We start from the raw sequence: 22714 nt of genomic DNA on the forward strand, positions 1-22714 counted from the left end.
GTTAGGAGATAGCATCTTTCACATGTTTTAATGTAGTGGCATCTGCTTCTTTTGAAGAATCTGTATATCCATTAAGATTTGTATTTTTAATGGCAGTTGTCAAATCTACACCTGTTTTTTCTTGTAACCATGTGTAGAATACAGCTAATCCTTTATCATACTCCGTATTAGCTTCATCTGCTTTTGCCTTCAATTCCGGATCATATGCTTTCAATGCAGCATCATAATCTGCTTTGGTCTTATTATAGGTATTCGTAGCCTCTGACAATTTTGTTTCCGCTTGATCCAAGGCTTCATATGCGTCCTTATGATTATTTTTATAGGCATTATATTTGTTCTCTGCATCCGTAACTGCTTTTTGTTTTTCTGTCAAAGTAACTTGAGCAGCATCCAAGTTAGATTGAGCATCTGATACAGCCTTATCCAAGGAATCTTGTTGAGCAGTGATTGATGCCAATTCTGATTGAGCTTGAGCTAAAGTCTGATTCAGTGTGGCAATTTGTGCATTGACGATATCACGAGCAGTAATTGCATCTTGTACCTTTTGATTGGCTTCTTCCAATGCATTTTTTGCATCTTCTAAAGATTGAACGGCTTCTTTATATTTTTCTCCTTGTTCTCCAGTTGTGATCAGATCATATGCATCTTGAGCTTCTTTTTGAGCAGCTTGTGCATCGGCCAAATTCTTCTCTAATTCACTTTGTTTCGATGTTAGCTCATCTAATTGAGCTTTTGCAGAAGCTTCATCCGATACAGCTTGGTTATAATCAGCCGTTTGTTTATCTTTTTCAGCTTGTTTAGCATCTAAATCTGCTTTGGCCGTATTGTATGCGTCTTGAGCAGCATCTGCATTTTTCTTAGCCGTATTGTAATCGTCTTCTGTGATATTTCCTGCATTAGATTTTGCGGTATCCAATGCTTTTTGATACGTATCTTGTGCCTTTGATAGATCTTGTTGCTTTTGGGTTAGTTCATCTTTTTGTTTTTGAAGATCATTCAATTTTTGCGTATTTTCATCCAATCCCTTTTGGTTTTCATCGATCGCTGCTTGCTCTTTTGACTCTTCGGTTGTGATGGTTGAGTCAATGGAAGCTTTAATTTCGTTAGCAGTAGTTTGTTTGTTGTTGTAATCTTTTTGTGCAGATGATTCGTTTTCTTTCGTTTGATTTAATTCCGATTGAGCATCCGCTAATTTCTCACTTGTTGTTTTTTGAACTTCTGTCGAATCCGAAGTTTCTGCAGTAGTTGTCGTAGTATCCATAGCATTTGTTGCCGGCTGAATATCTTCTGCATGAATTGTTGTACTAGCCAATGCGGTCATACCTGTAGCTACAAATCCTATAGCCAAACTCTTTTTTAAAGCTGAAGTTTTCATATACATTTCGCCTCTCTCTATATTTAGTCATCTTTATACGTTTAACTTCTATACTATAGGATAGTAGAATAATTAATAATTGTTAATAACTAATTTTACTTAAATATAAATTCAGCATTTTGAAACTGTAGAATCATAGAGATAGAGAGAAAGGATATTGGAGTATTATTTTATATAAAAAAGAGAACTATCGCTAAAATAGTTCTCCCTTAATGTTATGCATTCGCATGTTCTAGATCAACGGATTCAGAATCTTGTTTATCTTCTGGATTTTTCTGATTGTATGCGACTAAATCTAATTCGTTTTCCGTTTTTGCAACTAAGACGGTTGCTGTTGCGGCACCAACCACATTGGTTGCGGTACGAGCCATATCGGCAATACTGGAAATTGGTGTTAATAAGACGATAACTTCAACCGGTAATCCAGCAGCAATAAATACAGCTGTTGCGGTAATGGTGGCCGTTCCCGGTACACCAACAGTACCAATGGCTACAACTAACGTTAAGACAATTAAGAAGATGTATTGACCAACGCTGTAATGAATTCCTAATAGATTGATAGCAAAGATAGCAGATACAACAGGCCAAATACCAGCGCATCCTGGCATACCAAGATTGGCACCTAAACTAGCAACAAACGATGCAATATCTTCTTGTACACCTAATTTCTTTAAGGAATCTGTCGTGACAGGAATGGTACCAACCGAACTTTGGGATGTAAAAGCAACCAAACCAGCTGGGAAAATGCCTTTAAAGAAGGCAATTGGATTCAATTTGCCAATCGCTGTCAATAAAGATCCTTCGACTAAGAAAATCTGAATTGCACATAAAACATAAACGATAACAAGAACACTAAGCAAAGGTAATAAATCAGATAATGTATGAGAACTAATGACACGACCAATCAATGCCAATACAGCATATGGCGTATAATCAATCAAATAACTAACGACGGTACCTAAGATTTTATTGGTGGCATCCACAAATTGTTTAAAGATCTTGATATCGGTTTCGCCATATTTGATCAATGCGTTATAGGCAAGGGCAACAAAGATAGCAAAAAGCACGATGGGTACGATTTCTCCATTCACATAATGACTGGCTAAATTGGATGGAAATAAATTTGTGATCGTATCAATAAAAGATGGAACTTCTTCTGCTTTATAGTCTGTAGCTAGTTGATATTGGAATCCTTTTCCAATATGGAAGAAGACACTAAACAATAAAGCGAATGTACTCGCAATCAATGTATTCAATAGTAAGAAACCAACGGATTTTAAGCCAATCTTTTTCAAGTTAATCTTTTCCGTTAGATTAGTAATGCTGGAAATAATACTAAAGAATAGTAATGGAACAACGATGGCACTGATCAATCGTGTATAGATCGTTCCGAAAGCAGAATAGTAAGTATATTTATTCTTAAAGGCAAGACCAACGATCACGCCAAGACCAACGGCAAGGAAGGTTGCTTTGGTGAAGCTCCAATCTTTTTTCTTTCGTAAGTACCAAATAATCGCATAAAATACAATGACAAGGCCTAAAGCGGCTAATTCTAAAATATCTATATTCATGTTTCTCTCCTCCTGATTAATATTTATATGGTTATGATTTGAACCAACACATTCGTTTATTTATCGTGCGACAACACATCGAAACCACCTCTTTCTTAAAACACACATATCTTATGTGATTACTATGATAAAGCGTGTACGTATGCTTTGTCAAATAATATATATAAAAACTATAGGAATAATATGAATAATTCATAACTCCAATCGATGAGGTTGCGAAAACAGAGAGGAAATTCTATTCTGAAACAGAATGAACTTAGAGAGAAGGAATAACATGACGATTCACTTTACTGAAGAAAAACGATTTACTCAAGATCAAGTCCAACAGTTATTTTTATCTGTTCATTGGATATCGGGTCAATATCCACAAAGACTATATAACGCATTGATGCATTCTTCTACGGTCATTACGGCATGGGATGATGAGCGTTTAGTTGGATTGGCACGGGTGTTGGATGATAGTGAAATGTTGGCGTATATACACTATGTATTGGTCGATCCGGCTTATATAAGGGACAGGGAATTGCGGGGCATATGATCGAAAGGATCAAAGAAAAATACAAAGATTATTTGTATATCGAATGGATGCCCGAAGAATCAAAAAAACGCTTCCTTTTATGAACGATTTGGCTTTGAAGTCATGGATGATGGCGTAGCGATGCAACGTTGTAACTTCGCGAATAAACGATAAAAAAACCAGCTCTTTCGAGCTGGTCGAATGCCTATTCGATCGAAATGGTTTCATGATTTTCAATGGCTGCTTGTTTGTCAGGAACCGTAATTTGAAGTTCACCATTTTCGAAGTGGGCCTTAACATCTTCTTGTTTAACATTGTTGCCGACATAGAAGCTACGACTGTAACGTCCATAGTGGCGTTCCTGACGAATCAATTGACCATGATCATCTTTTTCATCATGATTCTGGTCGCGGCTTGCTGTGATATTTAATACTCCATCATTCAATTCAATTTGGATGTCGTCTTTGTTTACACCTGGCACTTCCATATTGAATTGGATATTGCCGTCTTTTTCTACGATATCTGTTTTCATGACATCGCCACCAGACCATTGCGTACCAAAGAAATCATCAAATAAACGATCAAATGTTGGATAGTACATCATAATATCACCTTCCTATTATTCAATAGAGATATACTGTTTCGTGTCTTCGATCTTTTTGGCTTCCGTTGGTAAAGTAATCGTTAATTCACCATTATCAAAGGAAGCTTTGATATCTTGTTGATGATAGTTGTCACCTACATAGAAACTTCTCGATTGTGTTCCGGAATACCGTTCTTTACGAACAATGCGACCTTGATCATCTTTATCATCAGTACTGCTTTGTTTTGTTGCTGTTACTTTCAAATAACCATCACTCAATTCAATTTGAATATCTTCTTTCTTGTAGCCGGGTACTTCCATGGATAATACATAGTTTCCATCTTTTTCTACAATATCAGTTTTCAATACACCGGCTTGGTTGGTAAAGCCACCATTAAAGAAATCGTCAAATACACGTCCGAATCCTGGATAATATGTCATGATCTATACCTCCTTATTCAATTGTGATCATTTTGTTGTTTGTTTCTGGCTCTTTAACTTCCTTTGGCAAGGTAATTTTTAATTCACCATTATCGAAAGAAGCTTTGATATCTTCTTGATGATATCCATCGCCAATATAGAAATTTCTTGAACAAGTACCTTCATACCGTTCTTTACGAACATAACGACTATTCGAATCATCGTGATCGATCTTTCGTGTTGCACTGACTTTCAAATAGCCATTGCTCAATTCAATTTGAATATCTTCTTTTTTTACCCCGGGAATGGCCATGTTCAATTCATACATTCCATCTTTTTCATGAATGTCTGTTTTCAATAAACCAGTTGGTTCATCGGTAAAGAAGTCATCAAATAAATGATTCAATGGATAATATCTCATATATCTGCACCTCCAATTTCTTTCTACGAGTATAATAGCACAAAAATTAGCAGAGACAATATAAAAGTGCTAAAAAGTTTATTTTTATAATTTATGGCAGTTATAGATTAAAAGTGCTAAAAACAGGCCTACCCATGTAGGCCTGCATAGTCTTCCTTCCATTGTGCTAATGAAAGCTTTTTATAATTTTCATCAATCAAAACCTTACCAAAGTTTTCATACAACTCCGTCGATGTGGTCTTGATCTCAGGAATCTGCCGTTTTAAGGACTTCAAGAAACGCTTGGCTTCTTCGGTTTCTACATCACCAATCCGAATTTCTTTTCCATTGATGGTCTGAACATAAAAAATGGTATAGTGCCGAGATTCTTGACCACTCAATCGCGTGATCATTTTTCTGGGAATGTAGACCTTTCCCATATAGACCCAATGCTTCGATATACAAATATCGGAAGGCAAGTAGGCTCTTTTGATCAGTGAAAAAGACAATTTATGAAAGGTTTCCGATTTTAGAATGGCTTCTAATTCTTTATAAGAAAGCTTATCTTTGACAACTTTTAAACTTTCAGGAATATAGAGATAATAGATGATAGCCCCCAATACACCTGCAATCACAATAAAATTAAAGTGTACGAACCAAGGATAGGTACCATGAGCCAAAAAGAATATATACTGCATCAACCAGATGATTTCTAAGAGGATGCTCCCTATCCATAAGAATTTTCGTTTTTTCGTATATTTTTCTGTAATCATATTTCAACCTCGCTAAAGGGTATTATACGCTATATGATATAATGGAGCCAATGAAAATACTTTGTCCAAATTATGTAAAAACAATTCTAGATACATTCCATCAAGCTGGGTTTCAAGCCTATATTGTGGGTGGTTGTGTACGAGATTCCTTATTAAATAAAGTACCCCATGATTATGATGTGACGACCAATGCCAAACCCGAACAAGTGCAGGCACTATTTGAACGAACCATCCCTACAGGTATCGATCATGGAACCATTACGGTCATGAGCGAATGTCCTGTTGAAGTGACGACATTTCGACAAGAATCGATGTATTCCGATCATCGACATCCGGATCATGTAGCATTTGTGAATGATTTGATTGAGGATCTGGCCCGTCGTGATTTTACGATCAATGCCATGGCTTATGATCCTATCCTTGGTTTGGTCGATCCATTTGGAGGACAGACCGATTTAGAAAAACACATCATTCGAGCGGTTGGTAATCCATATGAACGTTTTCATGAAGATGCTTTGCGAATGTTGCGTGCCCATCGATTTGCCGCACGATTTCATTTTCAAATCGAAACACAAACCAAAAAAGCCATCCAACAATTGCACAAGGATATTCAATATGTATCGGTGGAACGAGTTCGCCATGAAATTTTAGAAATTTTAGCTGCCAATCCCTATGAAATTGAGAATATGACATTATTATTGTCACATTGGATGCCAGAATTACAATCGTGCAGAACATGTCTCCAACAAACCCCTTATCACGATACAAATGTTCTGCACCATATTTTAAGAGCAATCAAGCTATTGGATCCATTTGATGAAACATTGGCATGGACCTTGTTGTTTCATGATCTAGGAAAACCAGCTTGTCATACCAATAAAAATGGAATTGATCATTTTAAAGGCCATCCAGCCATCAGTGCAGAAATTGCCTGTCGTATATGTAAAGATCTGAAGATGACCAATGCCCAACAAAAAATCATTCCTGCCTTGGTTTATTATCATGATGAAAAGATGAAAGATCCATTGGCTTTCATTCGTAAATTTCGAATACAAAAACATTGGAGCGATGCCTGGATCCGACAATTGTTCATTGTGAAGCATTGTGATATCATGGCTCATTCGGCCTATGGACAACAAACGATCAAACAATTAGAAGCCTTGGAAATAGGCTACGAAACCTGCAATCGACCAATGGATCTGGCACATCTTGCCATCCATGGCAAAGACATTTTGGAAAATACGCCACTTTCAGGTAAACAAATTGCGGATGCGTTACAAGCTTGTTTGGAATATGCGTTTGACCATCCCGAAAAGAATCACAAAGAAGATTTATTATTGTATATAGAATCGAGGCCAGCATGGAAATAGGAATCTTACTTTTATTGATCTTGGTTTTGTGTGCTTTGATCGTATTGATCTTGCAATTAAAGAACCAACAAACCAACAGTCTTCAAATGATGATGAAAAGTCAGGAAAGTGCAACCCATACACAAGATATTTCGCATCAATTTGACCATATTCTCCAACAAATTCAAAATTTACGTAGTGAACAAAGTGTATCTTTTCAAACGATGGATGCGATGGATGCCCGATTAGATAGCATCAATCGGATCATGACCAACACCAAGGCGCGAGGCAATTGGGGTGAATATCAGCTGGATGCTTTGTTGGAAATGTATGCCGGATCCAATCCCGAAATCTATACGATGCAGTATCATCTAAAAAATGGGAAAATTGCTGATGCCATCTTACATCTTCCAGATACGCAAAAGGTATTATGTATCGATTCAAAGTTTCCTATGGAAAACTATATATCGAAACAAGATCATTTATTTATGCGAGATATGAAGAAACATATCGATGATATTGCCGATAAATATATTACGTATGAAACCGTGGATCAGGCCATCTTATTTTTGCCTAGTGAAGCCATCTATCAATTTATCTGTGCCAAACAAGTTGATGTATTAAACTATGCCCTACAAAGGCATGTTTTATTGACATCCCCCACGACATTGATTGGGGTAATCTATACATTATTAGCCAGTACGCGTGATTTTTACCGTGCAAGTCACATGGAAGAAATGGAATCTGCGATTCTTTCTTTACAGGAAGACATCAATCGACTATGTTTAAGAAGTGAAAAGGCGGAAAAAACATTGGATACGCTACAAAAACAATTTCATGATGTATCCATTTCTGCTCATAAAGTAGGCCAACGTATGGAACGTATGGCAAATGGAAAGAATGATGAACTATGATGCATGTATTAAAAGGAGATATTACCCGTTTGGATTTTGATGTGATCGTCAATGCCGCCAATGAACAATTGGCACCGGGTGGTGGTGTTTGCGGAGCTATCCATCAAGCGGCTGGAAAAGCGTTAGCTGCCGAATGTTGGAAATTAGGTGGGTGTCGTACAGGACAAGCCAAAATGACCCATGCGTACGAACTGCCTTGTAAAGCAGTGATCCATGCGGTAGGACCGATCTATTCTGGATCACCTAAAGACAAAGAATATTTAGAAGCTGCATATTGGAACAGCATGGTGCTGGCCTATGATTTCATGACAAAAAATCACATGGATCATTTAACCTTGGCTTTTCCTTGTATTTCAACGGGGATTTATGGCTATCCCAAAAAAGAAGCTTGTCAGATTGCAACACGAACAGTGCAGCGGATGTATACGCAATACAAGGCCACACGACATATTGATGTGACCTTTGTGTGCTATGACGAAGAAAACTATATGCTCTATAAGGAAGCATTGCACCTACGATGAGATCCATGGTGGAAAGATCACATGACTTTTTGAAAAAAGTTTTGCACCCACAAGCCATTTGTATTGATGCGACCTTAGGCAATGGCAAAGATGCACAATATTTTTTAGCGCAAAAGGTAAAAAAAGTCTATGCGTTTGAGATTCAAGAAGATGTGATTGAAAAGACAGAAAAAGCAATTTCGAATCCGCGATTGTTTGTATACCACAAAGGACATGAACATATGGATATCATCCATGAACCAGTGGATGCCATCCTTTTTAATTTTGGCTATTGTCCCCATGGCAATCCAGAAATTACGACTTTACCGGATACAAGCCTAGAAGCCGTACAAAAAGGAATCCAATTGTTGCGTGAAAAAGGACGAATGGCCTTGGTTTTTTATGCGCATAAACAAGCCAATCAAGAACAGAAAGCCATTGAAAATTATGTATCCACATTGACGAGTTGCGATGTATGTAAAGTTCAAATGATGAATCATGATGCGCCCTATTTAATCGAGATCGAAAAAAAGTAACGTTGGACAAACAAAATAAAATGTACATTTGATTTTAAAATGTAAGCGGTATAATATGCACGTCAAGTATATTCATATCATACGAGGAGGTGCATGTGTGTATGTTGTATGAAGTACAATTTTTGTCTTATAATCAGCGTGATCAAGTACAAGGTTGGATCTATGTGCCTGCTGCCAAGCCCAAAGGCATTGTGCAATTGGTTCATGGCTTTGGGGAACATTCCCGTCGTTATTTGAAGATGATCGTGCAATATTTGGATGCAGACTATATTGTTGCTGCCGATGATCATGTAGGACATGGTAAGACTGCTATTGTCAATCATAATAGTTGGGGTGATTGGGGTGACAAAGGATTCCACACCATGATGGAAGATGAACACAGTCTACATGATCTTGTCGTTGAAAAATTCCCAGATCTTCCGTATTTCCTGTTTGGACATAGCATGGGATCTTTCATAGTTCGTGACTACATGTCAAAATATGGTGATGATTTAGCCGGAGCAACCATTTGTGGAACGACCGGTGTCTGGCCGGATCTTAAAAAAGGGATGCAGATATTGGAACAAGATGTGGCCGAACATAAAGGCAATGAATCCGATCCAGAAGCAGCCAATGCCTTAATGGGTTGGATGTTTGGCCGTTGTAAAGAAGGTGTGAAATTAGGCAATGAATGGATTTGTTCCGATCCAAATGTACAATATGATCATGCCAATGATCCATTTGATGCGTTCACCAAACCAACCACCAATCGAGCTTTCTTATATTTTGCCCAAATGATGGATTACATTTCCAGTGTGGATTGGGCAAAGAAAGTGCCAACAAGCTTACCTATTTATAATATTGCCGGTGATCAAGATCCCGTTGGTCAGTATGGTAGCGGCGTTTATCAAGTATCCAATTGGCTGATCGATACAGGCCATGATGTTACGACCAAATTATATCCAGGTTATCGTCATGAGATCCATAACTATAAGGATATTCAAGAAGAAGTTGTTGCAGGAATTATCGCCTTTATGGATGCACATCGATAAAAAAGGGCATCGAATCTTAGGATTCGGTGCCTGTTTTTTGAGCAATATAGGTATTGACATTCTTACGAATGATATCAAAATTGATCACGCCATATTTTAATAACGTATCAATAAATTCTATATTATCATAGGAATCACCCAATGCTTTTTTTACTTTGTCTCTTAGACTATCCAATTGATACCATCCATAGGCATATGGTAAATACATACAAGGCTCATAACAGAAGCTATCATACATATCTTTTAATGTATCTTCGTCATACATATCTTTCATTTGATTGACGAATTCTGATTTGGATAATTTACGAAGATGGATCATCAAGTCAAGAGTAGCTGGTAAATAATAAGAAAATTTATCATTGATGATCTGCATGTCTTTGGCATCACTGCTGACTAACTGATCATCTAAATAGCCAAGCGCTTGTTCTTCTGCCAACATCGCAAAGCCTTCAGTAAAGGCAATTTCCGAAAAACAATGTTGAATGGGATAGGTCAAGTGTTGATGGTTGTAGTTGGCTTGATACATATGACCGGGAATGCCTTCATGGGCAAAGGTCATATACGTATCCAATGAAGTAACATCGCCACCATAGTTTACCGCATTGAAACGAATTCGATTGGTATCATTACTATCAAAGGGTGGTTCTACATAATAAGCCACCACATTATCACTGGTTTGTTCTTCCGGTAGATCTTGAATTTCATAATTCGGCATCTGAATTTCTGGATAATCCTGGGTATATTTCGTCTTTAAAAATTCCATGATCTCATTGGCGGATGAAAAATTTGTTTTGGCTTCTGTACTTGAAGAATCATATGACTGCATTTGTGTGATCATATCATCGCAACCATTGGCTAGATCATATAAGATCGCATTGGGACTTTTTGTGGTTCCTGCATTTTGTTCCACCAGTAATTTATAGTAAGCCAAGCCATTTTTTTGTTTTGTGATCGGGGTAGCCTTATTGTTTTTGGATTTCAATTTCTTGAGCTCCGTTTTCATGGTTTGATACGCTGGAAAATAATCCGTATCTAAAGCCTTTTGTACTTGTTCCTTATATTTATTGGTTTTCGTCTCACTTAATTGTAACGCATCGATTTCTTGAGATGCATTATTATAAATTTCATTTTGATCTTTATTTTTGATTGTCGTATTGATGGTTTCCATCACATCGTTATAGTCAAAACACAAAGTACCTTGTTGCGCTTGTTTTTTTGAAAACGCAATCGCATCATCGGTATAACGATCGGTATCCTTCAACAATTTGATGAAAGCTTTGACATCGTCTTCACTATACATATCAAAATTCGCAAAGTAATTGGCAAGAACACTTTGAATTCCATTGGAACTGGACCAAATATTAGGTAAATACCGATATTTTGCTTGCATCTGCTTTTTCGCTAAGGTATTGGAAGCGACATATTCATCATAAATTTCTTGTTGCGTTTGATTTAACGAACTTCGTTTGAATTTCTTTAATTTTTTGATGGTCGCATTTAATTCTTTTTTATCTTCTTTGGTGTAACTGATCGAACCTAAGGTAACCTTTACATCGGATGCCTGGATGCCATATTGTTCAGGATTGGATAGATAACTATGCATCGTTGTATAGTCATCTTCCATCGTTTCTTTAAAATCTTCTTGCAGGAAGGTATCAAAAGCGGCATTCGGTGAGCTGGCACTTTTGGCATAGACCGGTACGATGGAAGTCGCACACATGGCGGTTGCACAAAGAATAGATAGGATTTTTTTCATATTGCTTGCTCCTTGCATAAAAGGACGATTAAGATGCCGTTTCCCTTAATTCAACGATGGTTTGACCAATTCGATGATTTTTGACTTCACGAACAATGATTCGCATTTGGTCCGTATCCACTTCAAAATGCGAGCCATCTTCAGGAATATGACCATATTGCGATAAGATATATCCATTAAACGTTTCATCTTCTTCATCGTGCAGATCGATATGAAGGGCTTCTTCTACATCTTCAAGTTCAGCCCGACCATGGATACGCCATTGATATTGATCCAATCGCTGAATATCTTTGGTGTCTATTTCATCTTCTTCGTAAATTTCGCCAACCAAGCTCTCCATGATATCATGAAGCGTACAAATACCGGTCAGTCCCCCATATTCATCCAATACGATCGCAAAATAGTTCTTTCGCGCGGTCATTTCTTTGAATAAATGATCGATCTTGGTGCTTTCCGCCACAAAGAAAGGCTCATCGACCGCTGCTTTCAGGATCTCTTCTTTGGAAGCATTTGAACGCATGCGAAAATAATCACGAGTATCCAATAGACCAATGACATTATCTTCATCATCTTTATATACTGGATAAAAAGTATGACGGTGATCATGAATGATTTGATGCCATACTTCTATGTCCTGATCCAAATTCAGGGTGATGACTTCACTACGATGGGTACAGATCTCTTCAACAGCGACATCATCCATCTCAAAAATGTTTTCGATCATCGCAGTTTGGGCTTGGTCAATATGACCGGATTCGGATCCATCTTTGATCATTTCACGGATTTCTTCTTCGGAGATATCCTCCTCCTCAAAGAAGGTCGTGATTTGGGTGGGTAAGCTAAATAGATAAAAGATACCTTCAAACATCTGATAGATATGGATTGGCCATTTGGCGGGATGTTGGTGGATCCATCGTTTTGGCAATTGAATACAAATCAATGTAAAAACATAGATCAATACGATGGCAATCAACCATTGGTATTGATCAAAAAACTGGATGCCACATTGTACAAACCAGAAACCACAAAAAATATGTAGCCAACGCGTTGTGGCCAAGGTCTGATTGGTCTTGCGAACCTCATCTTCATCGATGCTCGATTGGGCAATAGATGCCAAGATCGCAAGGACCATGCATAAAATAATAATTCCTATACAATAGGGTCGACTCGGGAAATCGTCCATAGAATGGTTCTCACTCCTTTTTAGCTATGATAACGAATTTTACATAGGAATTCAAATGGACGGATTGGATTTGTGGTCTTGTAGCTGTTTCATCAAGAACGTTAAGATTCGTTTTCTGGTGACGATCCCAATAAAAATATTTCGATCGTCCACGATGGGAACAAAATTCTGGTCTAAGGATCGTTTAAACAATTCCGCTACCGGTGTTGTAATCGTGCAAGCCGGATTGAAATTCTTCCGAATTAATTTTTTGATGGGAATGCTCCGATCCTCGTGATTTAAACAATAATAAAGAAAATCTCCCTCACTTAATGTACCCACATAATTGCCCTCCTTATTAATGACAGGAAGGGCGGTAAAGTGATAACGTTCCAGAATTTCCAGTGCCTCTGAAACACTCATATCATTATATAAATAGAGCACATCTTCTTTATGTCTTAAAAAGAAAAAAACATTATCTAACATACTTCTTACCTCTTGTTTCATCCTAACAAATTTTTATTCCAGGAAAGTCAATGAATTATGTGAAAATATTTATTTGATTTATCAACAAATTTGTACTATAGTAAGGACCATTATCGAAAAAGGGGTGATCCAATTGACAAGATTATCAGAAATTCTTCAATCCAAATTGAATCAAAAAAATTGGGGATATCGTCAATTATCGGCAAGATCCAGACTCTCTGAGTTTTATATTGATAACCTAATGAACAATAAAGGCATCTTTATTCCTTATTATGTATCTCGTCAATTATATAGAGCATTTCCGGACGAAGATTGGCAAAAAATTTGTGAAGAAGAGATGCAAGCAAGGAACATTCATTAACCCAAAAAAGGAATTTGAAAATGAAACACATTATGGTAGAATATATCCGATATAGCGATATAGTTGATGTAGGATTGTTTTTGAATCCTTTTTTTTAAAAAGATAGGAGGTTTGATTCTATGAATCAATATTCATTGCTATCGATGAGTGACTTATCCAATGATGATATTTTTAGTATTCTTCATGATGCTAAACTTTTTGATAATTCTATGAAAGATTGGCAATTGCCAATGCATAACGCATTGGTTGCTAATCTTTTTTTTGAGAATTCGACACGAACCCATTTCTCCTTTGAAAGTGCCCAGCTTCAACTGGGATGTAAAGTCGCTGATTTTGATGCCAAAGCATCCAGCGTACAAAAAGGGGAAAGCTTATATGATACCGTAAAAACATTTGAAATGATTGGTTATCAATGTGTCGTGATTCGTCATCCCAAAGATGAATACTTTAAAGAATTAGAAGGACTACATATTCCCATTGTCAATGCTGGTGATGGAAAAGGCAATCATCCTAGCCAATGTCTATTAGATCTGTTAACTTTCTATAATGAATTTGGCACATTGAGCGGATTAAAAGTTGCCATTTGTGGGGATATCAGCCATTCACGCGTTGCTTCATCCGATAAAGAAGCATTAGAACGTTTAGGCTCTACCGTTGTCTTTGCCGGACCCAAGGAATGGGAACGTCCAGGTTATCCAACCATGGACTTTGATCAAGCCGTTGAATGGGCCGATGTCGTGATGATGTTACGCATTCAAAAAGAAAGAGGGGCCTCTTTGGCCAGCATGTCCAATGAAGAATATTTAAATCAATATGGACTCACCAAAGCACGCTATGGCCGTATGCAAAAACATGCCATTGTTTGTCATCCGGCTCCAGTCAATCGCGGCATTGAAATCGATACCGATTTGGTTGAGGCAGAAAAAAGTCGGATCTTTCTACAGATGCATAATGGAATGTTGGTTCGAAAGGCCATCATGAAACGAGCATTTGGATATGCACCATTTAAGGAGACGGTATGAAAGTTATAAAAAATGGAAATGTCCTAACTGAAAAGGGACTACAAAAAGTAGATATACAATTCGATGAAAAACAAATTCTTGCGATTGGTAAAAATCTCGAAGCGGATGAGATCATTGATGCCCATGGCTTGACGGTCTTGCCCGGATTGGTCGATGTGCATGTTCATCTTCGACAACCGGGAAGAGAACAAAAAGAAACCATCCATACCGGAACGATGGCCGCTGCTCATGGCGGATTTACCTCGATTTTTGCGATGCCCAATGTCATTCCCTTTCCGGATGATGTGCCAACGATGCAAGATTATCTGGCTCTGATCCAAAAAGAAGCGGTGGTTCGTACCTTTCCTTATGCGACGATCACCACTAAAGAAGCAGGTAAAGCAGTAGTGCCCATGCATGCACTAAAAACCTATACCCATTGGTTTAGTGATGATGGTGTAGGCATTGATGATGATGCGGTGATGAAAGAAGCCATGGAAACGGCTAAAAAAGAAGATGTGCTCATTGCGATGCATACCGAAGATATGGCCTATCGAAAACCAGGGGCTTGCGTACACGATAGTGCCATCAATCGCAAGCGAGGCTATATTGGGATTCCGAGTGCTTGTGAAGCAGAACCACTAAAACGAGATCTTGATCTTGCGGTTTCCATTGGCAATCGTTATCATGCTTGTCACATTTCTTGTATAGAAAGTGTACAATATCTACAAGAAGCAAAGGCGGCAGGTGGAGATATCAGTGCGGAAGTCACAGCCCATCATTTATTGTTGGAAGATAAAGATGTGCAAGGACCGATGTGGAAAATGAATCCGCCACTTCGCACGCATGCCGATCGCATGGCATTGATCGAAGGATTGGAAAAGGGCACATTGGATTTTATTGCGAATGATCATGCGCCCCATACGCTTGCCGAAAAAGATCAATCGATGGAAAAGGCACCTTTTGGCATCGTTTCATTGGAAACCAGTTTTCCATTGTTGTATAGCGAATTTGTTGTAAACGAAAAACGATGGACATTGGCGCAATTGGTCGATTGGATGGCAACCAAACCAGCGCAACGCTTTGGTATTCCGGCCGGTGAAATCAAAGTAGGCAAGTATCCCGATTTTGTCTTTGTAGATCTGGATGCGACCTATACGATCGATGCTTCTTCCTTTGTGTCAAAAGGAAAAAATACGCCATTTGATGGATGGCAAGTACAAGGAAAGATCTGTCAGACCATTGTTGGTGGCCAGACAGTATGGAAAGGATAAAATCTATGGAAAGACTATTGATTTTAGAAGATGGCAGTGTATATCACGGTATCGCTTTTGGATCGGACCACTTCCGTATGGGGGAACTGGTCTTTAATACCTCAATGACTGGCTATCAAGAAATTATTACGGATAACTCCTATTGCGGACAAATTGTCATGATGACCTATCCATTGATTGGAAATTATGGCTTTAATGGGGATGATAGTGAATCGATGATTCCTGCAACCTTTGGCTTTGTGATTCGCGATTATTGTGAAGTACCAAGTAATTGGCGCAGCCAAGAAACGTTAGATGACTACTTGAAGCGGACCGATATTCCCGGTATCTATGGCATTGATACCCGAGCCATCACATTGAAATTGCGCGAATATGGAACCATGAAAGCCATTCTTGCTGATCCAGATGTTGATGTGGAAGCGATGGTACAAGACTTGAAAAATGCCGATTATCTACATGATCAAGTCAAACGCGTGTCCACCACAAAGGTATTCCCTATTCCCAATCGAGGCAAGAAAGTTGTTTTGATGGATTTTGGTGCCAAATTAGGCATTGTTCGTGAATTAAGCAAGCGCGGCTGCGACTTGATCGTGGTACCATACGACACACCTGCGCAAACGATTTTAGGTTATCATCCCGATGGTGTCATGTTGTCCAATGGACCTGGGGATCCACAAGATGTAACGATTGCGATCGAAACGATCAAACAATTGATTGGCAAAACATGTATTTTCGGTATTTGTTTGGGTCATCAATTGATTAGTTTGGCGTGTGGCGCAAAGACCTATAAATTAAAATTTGGCCATCGAGGCGCCAATCATCCCGTTGTCAATCTGGCAACAGGAGCTGTTGAGATCACGAGCCAGAACCATGGATTTGCGGTCGATATCGATAGTCTGAAAAATACCGATCTTGTGATGACCCATCAAGCTTTGAATGATAAGTCCTGTGAAGGGGTGCGACATACCAAATATCCAATTTTCTCGGTCCAATATCATCCAGAAGCCAGTGCCGGTCCACAAGATAGCAACTATTTATTTGATGAGTTCATTGCCATGATGGATAAGGAGGAAGCCCATGCCTAAACGTACGGATATTCATAAAATTTTGGTGATTGGTTCAGGCCCTATCATCATTGGTCAGGCCGCTGAATTCGATTATTCCGGTTCGCAAGCATGTCAGTCTTTGCGAGAAGAAGGATATGAAGTGATCTTGATCAACTCCAATCCAGCCACGATCATGACCGATACGACCATTGCCGATCGTGTCTATATTGAACCATTGACCGTTGATTTTGCGAAACGTGTTATTTATAAGGAAAGGCCCGACGCGATCTTAGGAACCCTAGGTGGTCAAACCGGATTGAACTTGGTCGTTGAACTGCATGAAGACGGGATCCTGGATGAATTTGGTGTGGAAATTTTAGGTACGCATCTAGAAGCCATCAACCATGCCGAAGATCGTGAGTTGTTCCGTGCTTTGATGAACGAATTGGGTGAACCCGTTCCTGAATCACGAATCGTTCATACCATTGAAGAAGCCGTTGAATTTGCGAATACCGAAGGCTATCCTTTGGTCGTTCGTCCGGCCTATACGTTAGGCGGTACCGGTGGCGGATTTGCCCACGATGAAGAAGAACTTCGCCATATCACGGATGCCGGATTGAAAATGAGTCCGGTCACACAATGCTTGATCGAACAAAGTATTGCCGGTTATAAAGAAATCGAATATGAAGTCATGCGCGATGTCAAAGACAATGCCATCGTTGTATGTAATATGGAAAACGTCGATCCAGTGGGTATCCATACCGGAGACTCCATTGTCGTGGCACCGGTTCAGACCTTGACTGATCGAGAAAACCAAATGTTACGAAATACTTCTTTACGGATCATTCGGGCATTAGGAATTTGTGGTGGATGCAATGTGCAATTGGCACTGGATCCACACAGCTTTAAATATTATGTCATTGAAGTCAATCCACGTGTATCAAGAAGTTCGGCTTTGGCTTCCAAAGCCACGGGATATCCAATTGCGAAGATCAGTGCAAAATTGGCTGTTGGCTTAGGCTTGGATGAGATCATCAACCCCATCACCAAGACCAGCTATGCTTGTTTTGAACCGGCTTTGGACTATATTGTGACCAAATTCCCACGTTTGCCATTTGATAAATTCCCAAATGCGGATCGCCAATTGGGTACACAAATGAAAGCCACTGGGGAAGTCATGGCCATTGGTCGTACCTTTGAAGAAAGCTTCTTAAAAGCCGTTCGTTCTCTGGAAATGAAAGTGGATCATTTGGAAAAAGCCGAATTGAAAGAAATGGACAAAGAAGAATTGTTCAATAAGATCAAAGCCCGTGATGATGAACGCATCTTTGCGGTCATGGAATGGTTGCGCAAAGGCTATGACATGGAAACGGTCATGCATGTTACGAATATTGACTTATTCTACTTGGCTCATCTGCAACGAATCCTAAAATTAGAGAAACAAATGGCCAAACATGTCAAAGATGTAAATACATTGCGTACTTTGAAACAAAATGGTTTCAGTGATTCCTATATTGCTCGTAACTGGAATATGTCGGAGATGGAAGTCTATAACTTGCGTAAAGAAAACAACATCATGCCGGTTTATAAAATGGTCGATACTTGTGCTGGTGAATTTACCAGTGAAACACCATATTTCTATTCCACATATGAACAAGAAAATGAATCCATTCGCAGCGACAATAAAAAGATCATTGTTTTAGGTTCAGGTCCGATTCGAATTGGCCAAGGAGTGGAATTTGATTATGCGACAGTACACTGTGTAGAAACCTTGCGTGAATGTGGCTATGAAGCCATCGTCATCAATAATAACCCCGAAACAGTTTCGACCGATTTCAGTATCAGTGATAAATTGTATTTTGAACCATTGACCACAGAAGATGTCATGCATGTCATTGAAGTGGAACAACCATTGGGCGTCATCGTTCAATTTGGTGGTCAAACCGCCATCAATATTGCCGATAGTTTAGCGCAGCATGGCGTAAAGATCTTAGGTACGTCTTTAGAAAATATCAATCGTGCCGAAGATCGTCATGAATTTGAAGAAATGTTGGAAAAACTAGACATTCCACAACCAGAAGGACAAACCGCTACCACGGTTGAGGAAGCCTTGGTCATCGCCAATAAAATTGGTTATCCTGTCTTGGTTCGTCCAAGTTATGTCTTAGGTGGACGAGCTATGGAAATTGTTCATGATGATGATGAATTACGTGTATATATGGCGACTGCCGTGAAGGAAATCAGTCATGATGCACCTATTCTAGTGGACAAATATGTCTTAGGAAAAGAATTGGAAATCGATGCGATTGCCGATGGTGAAAATGTGTATATTCCTGGAGTCATGGAACACATTGAACGTGCCGGTATTCATAGTGGAGATAGTATTTCTGTCTATCCAACCCAAATTGTGAATCAACAAGTCAAAGACACGATCATTGATTATGGTACCCGAATTGGCAAAGGTTTCCATTTTGTCGGTTTATACAATATCCAATTTATTGTCGATAAAAGTAATAAAGTCTATGTATTGGAAGTCAATCCACGATCCAGTCGTACGGTACCTTTCTTAAGCAAGATCACCGGTGTACCAATGGCCAATATGGCAACACGTGCTGTTTTGGGTCAATCCATCGTTGATCAAGGCTATACACCAGGCTATAAACCAGAAGATAAGAACCGTGTATTTGTCAAAGCACCGGTATTCTCATTTGCGAAATTACGGAGTGTCGATACGGTTTTAGGACCAGAAATGAAATCAACGGGTGAAGCTTTGGGTGGCGATGTGAATTTAGAAAAAGCATTGTATAAAGCGTTGATTGCCAGTGGTGTCAAAGTTCCAAGCCATGGTTCGGTATTATTGACGATTGCGGATGAAGATAAAGATGCTGCCTTGGATGTAGCGAAACGTTTCTCCAATATTGGTTATGGCTTATATGCGACGGCTGGAACTGCGAAGTTCTTATCGGATCATGGCTTATTTGTTCATGTCGTTGCGAAAGTCAGTGAAGACTCCGATACAGAAAATGTATTGGATGTCATCAGTAAAGGACATGTCAACTTTGTGATTAATACGATTTCGACCAAAGAACGTTCCAGTTCAAGTGATGGGTTCTTGATTCGTCGTGTTTCGGCTGAAAATAATATTTCGTGTATGACAAGTCTGGATACGGCCTATGCCCTATTGGGGGTACTTGAGTCGCGCTCTTTCTCTTTGATCAGCATGAATGAAATGGAGAACTAAGATGATTCAAGAAGCACGCATTCGCTCCAATCAAAAACTCTGTACGGATACTTTCCGTATGGAGTTGATTTGTGATAGTAGTGAAGTACAACCTGGACAATTTGTGCAAGTCCAAGTACCTGAATTCTTTTTGCGTCGTCCCATTTCAATTTGTGAAAAAACAGATGATGGCATTGTTCTAATTTATAAAGTAGTGGGTCAAGGAACGAAGAAATTGTCCGAAATGCAGGATCAAACCATCAATATCTTTGGTCCATTAGGAACGGGGTTTCCCATCGAACAAAAAGACCATGTGGTTTTGATTGGGGGAGGTGTTGGTGTTCCTCCATTGTATGAAACGGCCAAACAATATCGCAAACAAGGAACAAAGGTCGATGTGGTCTTAGGCTTTAATACCGAGGAACAAGCTTTCTATATCAATGAATTTCAAACGTTAGGTTGTTCGGTATCCGTTGCGACCATGGATGGTTCACTCGGAACCAAAGGCACGGTCATCGATGCCATTCAAGCCCATTCGATTGATGTGGATTTCTTAGAAGCTTGTGGTCCCTTACCCATGTTGAAGGCACTACAAAATACGTATGATCAAGGCTATCTATCCCTAGAAGCACGGATGGCCTGTGGTATGGGAGCTTGTATGGGATGTGTCGTAAAAGATCAAGAAGGCCATGCCTTACGGGTTTGTAAGGATGGCCCGGTGTTCCCGTTAGGAAAGGTGGTTTTATAAGATGGATATTTCTGTAGAATTACCTGGCTTGCATTTAAAAAATCCCATCATTCCTGCTTCGGGTTGTTTCGGGTTTGGGAAAGAATTTGCCGAATTGTATGATTTAAGCTTGTTGGGGGGCATTGCCATCAAATCAGCTACGCCCAAAGAACGATTTGGGAATCCAACCCCACGCATTGCCGAAACGCCTATGGGCATGTTGAATGCGATTGGTCTCCAAAATAAAGGCGTTCAATCCATTATCGATAATGAATTACCCTTTTTAGCTCCATACGATACCGAGATCATTGCCAACGTAGCCGGTGCTACCGAAGAAGATTATGTCGAAGTGGTGCAGGCATTGAATGACCAAGACGTTGTGAAAGCGTATGAATTAAACATTTCTTGTCCCAATGTCAAACATGGTGGTATGGGTTTGGGTACCCAGCCGGAATTGGCTGCGCATGTAACGCAGATGGTCAAGGCCGTAGCCCAAAAACCTGTCTATGTGAAATTATCACCCAATGTGACAGATATCGTGGCCATTGCCAAGGCAGTGGAGCAAGCGGGTGCCGATGGATTGGTCTTGATCAATACGTTAATGGGTATGCGCATTGATTTGAAAACAGGTAAACCACTGTTAGCGAATAAGACGGGTGGTCTTTCTGGACCTGCCATTAAGCCTGTAGCGATTCGTATGGTCTATCAAGTCGCTTCTGCCGTGCAGATTCCCATCATTGGTGTGGGTGGTATTACGTGTGCGGAAGATGTCTTAGAATTTTTGAATGCGGGAGCTAGTGCGGTCGAAGTTGGTGCACAAAATTTTGTGGATCCGTATTGTTGCCCGAAAATCATTGAAGATCTACCAAAGGTGTTAGAAAAGTATGGCTATGATTCAATCACACAAGCCATTGGAAGGAGTTTAGATGAGTAAAACCATTGTTGCGTTGGATTTTTCCAGTAAACAAGAAGTTGTTGATTTTTTATCCCAGTTTGATGAACCCGTATATGTCAAAGTCGGTATGGAATTGACCTATGCGTGTGGTCTTGAAATTATTAAGACCATCAAAGAAATGGGACATCATATTTTCTTGGATCTAAAGTTACATGATATTCCCAATACCGTAAAGGGAGGAATGAAAAACTTAGCTGCCTTAGGCGTGGATATTGTCAATGTGCATGCAGCGGGTGGTATTCCGATGATGAAAGCGGCCATCGAAGGTTTGGAAGAAGGTGCCATCGATGGTAAGCGTCCATTGTGTATTGCGGTCACCATCTTAACATCTATTTCGCAAGAGATCATGAATGATCAAATTGGCATTGAAGGCGAAGTCATCGATACGGTCAAACGCTATGCCCAAAATGCGAAAGCAGCCGGTTTAGATGGTGTGGTTTGTTCGGTGTATGAAGCCAAAGCCATTCATGAAGTATGTGGCGATGATTTCTTGACCGTTACGCCAGGTATTCGTTTAGCTACAGATGCAAAGGGCGATCAAGCTCGTGTGGCGACACCAGATTTTGCTCGCGAACAAGGATGTGACTATATCGTGGTGGGTCGATCCATCACCAAGAGTGAGAATCCTGTCAAAACGTATCATTTGATCGAAGATACGATGCAAAAGTAATAAGGATACGATCCTAGCGGATCGTATTTTTTTATGGGCTTTCATCGATTAGGGGGAAAGCAATAGTTTTTTAAACAGTTAAAAGGT

At 39.4% G+C, this 22714-nt stretch carries 23 protein-coding genes; 14 read left to right on the forward strand and 9 right to left on the reverse strand.

All coding sequences use genetic code 11. The features are described from left to right. Position 1 precedes the first annotated feature (1 nt). Together SOS22_RS09405 and SOS22_RS09410 are read right to left on the reverse strand one after the other, a co-directional pair. Entirely contained in the window at positions 2 to 1375 is a 1374-nt protein-coding gene (locus SOS22_RS09405) for a hypothetical protein (RefSeq protein WP_320326417.1), read from the reverse strand. Positions 1376 to 1590: 215 nt separating this feature from the next. Beyond that, complete coding sequence (locus tag SOS22_RS09410) at positions 1591 to 2946, reverse strand: dicarboxylate/amino acid:cation symporter (RefSeq protein WP_320326416.1); 1356 nt, start codon at positions 2944 to 2946, stop codon at positions 1591 to 1593. A gap of 274 nt (positions 2947 to 3220) precedes the next feature. On the opposite strand from SOS22_RS09410, the gene SOS22_RS09415 reads away from it, so the two are divergent. After that, complete coding sequence (locus SOS22_RS09415; protein WP_320597020.1) at positions 3221 to 3484, forward strand: GNAT family N-acetyltransferase; 264 nt, start codon at positions 3221 to 3223, stop codon at positions 3482 to 3484. Positions 3485 to 3668: 184 nt separating this feature from the next. Here SOS22_RS09415 and SOS22_RS09420 read toward each other — a convergent pair whose 3' ends face one another. The 4 genes from SOS22_RS09420 to SOS22_RS09435 all read right to left on the reverse strand — a co-directional run bounded on the left by SOS22_RS09420 (position 3669) and on the right by SOS22_RS09435 (position 5639). Next, positions 3669 to 4067, reverse strand: coding sequence for an Hsp20/alpha crystallin family protein (locus tag SOS22_RS09420; protein WP_320597021.1), 399 nt, complete (start codon positions 4065 to 4067; stop codon positions 3669 to 3671). Positions 4068 to 4082: 15 nt separating this feature from the next. Further along, on the reverse strand, positions 4083 to 4487 hold the full coding sequence (locus tag SOS22_RS09425) for an Hsp20/alpha crystallin family protein (RefSeq protein ID WP_320597022.1): 405 nt from the start codon (positions 4485 to 4487) through the stop codon (positions 4083 to 4085). Between the two features lie 13 nt (positions 4488 to 4500). Then, positions 4501 to 4887, reverse strand: coding sequence for an Hsp20/alpha crystallin family protein (locus tag SOS22_RS09430; protein WP_320326411.1), 387 nt, complete (start codon positions 4885 to 4887; stop codon positions 4501 to 4503). A gap of 128 nt (positions 4888 to 5015) precedes the next feature. Continuing rightward, positions 5016 to 5639: a hypothetical protein gene (locus tag SOS22_RS09435; protein WP_320326410.1), complete on the reverse strand. Its 624-nt coding sequence runs from the start codon at positions 5637 to 5639 to the stop codon at positions 5016 to 5018. A 50-nt stretch (positions 5640 to 5689) separates the two neighbouring features. Here SOS22_RS09435 and SOS22_RS09440 point away from each other — a divergent pair, with 50 nt between their 5' ends. The 5 genes from SOS22_RS09440 (at position 5690) to SOS22_RS09460 (ending at position 9969) form a co-directional block, all read left to right on the forward strand. Beyond that, a complete protein-coding gene (locus SOS22_RS09440; RefSeq protein WP_320597023.1) occupies positions 5690 to 7009 on the forward strand; it encodes a CCA tRNA nucleotidyltransferase in 1320 nt (439 codons plus the stop codon). Continuing rightward, complete coding sequence (rmuC, locus tag SOS22_RS09445) at positions 7000 to 7902, forward strand: DNA recombination protein RmuC (protein WP_320326408.1); 903 nt, start codon at positions 7000 to 7002, stop codon at positions 7900 to 7902. The genes SOS22_RS09440 and rmuC overlap by 10 nt, the downstream gene beginning before the upstream one ends. Continuing rightward, on the forward strand, positions 7899 to 8423 hold the full coding sequence (locus SOS22_RS09450) for a macro domain-containing protein (protein ID WP_320597024.1): 525 nt from the start codon (positions 7899 to 7901) through the stop codon (positions 8421 to 8423). The genes rmuC and SOS22_RS09450 overlap by 4 nt, the downstream gene beginning before the upstream one ends. A gap of 29 nt (positions 8424 to 8452) precedes the next feature. Then, a complete protein-coding gene (locus SOS22_RS09455; protein WP_320597025.1) occupies positions 8453 to 8938 on the forward strand; it encodes a class I SAM-dependent methyltransferase in 486 nt (161 codons plus the stop codon). A gap of 101 nt (positions 8939 to 9039) precedes the next feature. Further along, on the forward strand, positions 9040 to 9969 hold the full coding sequence (locus SOS22_RS09460; protein WP_320597026.1) for an alpha/beta fold hydrolase: 930 nt from the start codon (positions 9040 to 9042) through the stop codon (positions 9967 to 9969). A 16-nt stretch (positions 9970 to 9985) separates the two neighbouring features. Here the strand turns inward: SOS22_RS09460 and SOS22_RS09465 are convergent, their stop codons facing one another. From SOS22_RS09465 to SOS22_RS09475, 3 genes are read right to left on the reverse strand one after another with little or no spacing between them, the layout of a single operon-like run. Next, entirely contained in the window at positions 9986 to 11725 is a 1740-nt protein-coding gene (locus SOS22_RS09465) for a DUF885 family protein (RefSeq protein WP_320597027.1), read from the reverse strand. Positions 11726 to 11753: 28 nt separating this feature from the next. Beyond that, a complete protein-coding gene (locus SOS22_RS09470) occupies positions 11754 to 12908 on the reverse strand; it encodes a hemolysin family protein (RefSeq protein WP_320326403.1) in 1155 nt (384 codons plus the stop codon). A 51-nt stretch (positions 12909 to 12959) separates the two neighbouring features. Then, a complete protein-coding gene (locus tag SOS22_RS09475; RefSeq protein WP_320597028.1) occupies positions 12960 to 13373 on the reverse strand; it encodes a CBS domain-containing protein in 414 nt (137 codons plus the stop codon). Between the two features lie 73 nt (positions 13374 to 13446). On the opposite strand from SOS22_RS09475, the gene SOS22_RS09480 reads away from it, so the two are divergent. From SOS22_RS09480 to pyrF, 8 genes are all read left to right on the forward strand, one after another. Next, on the forward strand, positions 13447 to 13734 hold the full coding sequence (locus tag SOS22_RS09480; RefSeq protein WP_320597029.1) for a hypothetical protein: 288 nt from the start codon (positions 13447 to 13449) through the stop codon (positions 13732 to 13734). 119 nt (positions 13735 to 13853) lie between these two features. After that, positions 13854 to 14756 carry an aspartate carbamoyltransferase catalytic subunit gene (locus SOS22_RS09485; protein ID WP_320326400.1) on the forward strand — a complete coding sequence of 301 codons (903 nt, stop codon included), beginning with the start codon at positions 13854 to 13856 and terminating at the stop codon, positions 14754 to 14756. Further along, positions 14753 to 16009, forward strand: coding sequence for a dihydroorotase (locus SOS22_RS09490; protein ID WP_320326399.1), 1257 nt, complete (start codon positions 14753 to 14755; stop codon positions 16007 to 16009). Before SOS22_RS09485 ends, SOS22_RS09490 begins: the two co-directional genes overlap by 4 nt. Before the next feature lie 5 nt (positions 16010 to 16014). Next, complete coding sequence (gene carA, locus SOS22_RS09495) at positions 16015 to 17094, forward strand: glutamine-hydrolyzing carbamoyl-phosphate synthase small subunit (protein WP_320326398.1); 1080 nt, start codon at positions 16015 to 16017, stop codon at positions 17092 to 17094. Then, on the forward strand, positions 17087 to 20296 hold the full coding sequence (gene carB / locus SOS22_RS09500) for a carbamoyl-phosphate synthase large subunit (protein WP_320326397.1): 3210 nt from the start codon (positions 17087 to 17089) through the stop codon (positions 20294 to 20296). The genes carA and carB overlap by 8 nt, the downstream gene beginning before the upstream one ends. A gap of 1 nt (position 20297) precedes the next feature. After that, on the forward strand, positions 20298 to 21023 hold the full coding sequence (locus SOS22_RS09505; RefSeq protein WP_320326396.1) for a dihydroorotate dehydrogenase electron transfer subunit: 726 nt from the start codon (positions 20298 to 20300) through the stop codon (positions 21021 to 21023). A 1-nt stretch (position 21024) separates the two neighbouring features. Next, a complete protein-coding gene (locus SOS22_RS09510) occupies positions 21025 to 21936 on the forward strand; it encodes a dihydroorotate dehydrogenase (protein ID WP_320326395.1) in 912 nt (303 codons plus the stop codon). Next, positions 21929 to 22627, forward strand: coding sequence for an orotidine-5'-phosphate decarboxylase (pyrF, locus tag SOS22_RS09515; RefSeq protein WP_320326394.1), 699 nt, complete (start codon positions 21929 to 21931; stop codon positions 22625 to 22627). Before SOS22_RS09510 ends, pyrF begins: the two co-directional genes overlap by 8 nt. Positions 22628 to 22714 lie beyond the last annotated feature (87 nt).

Origin of the sequence: Absicoccus sp. (genome assembly GCF_034090965.1) — a bacterium.
Classification (GTDB): Bacteria; Bacillota_I; Bacilli_A; order Erysipelotrichales; family Erysipelotrichaceae; genus Absicoccus; species Absicoccus intestinalis.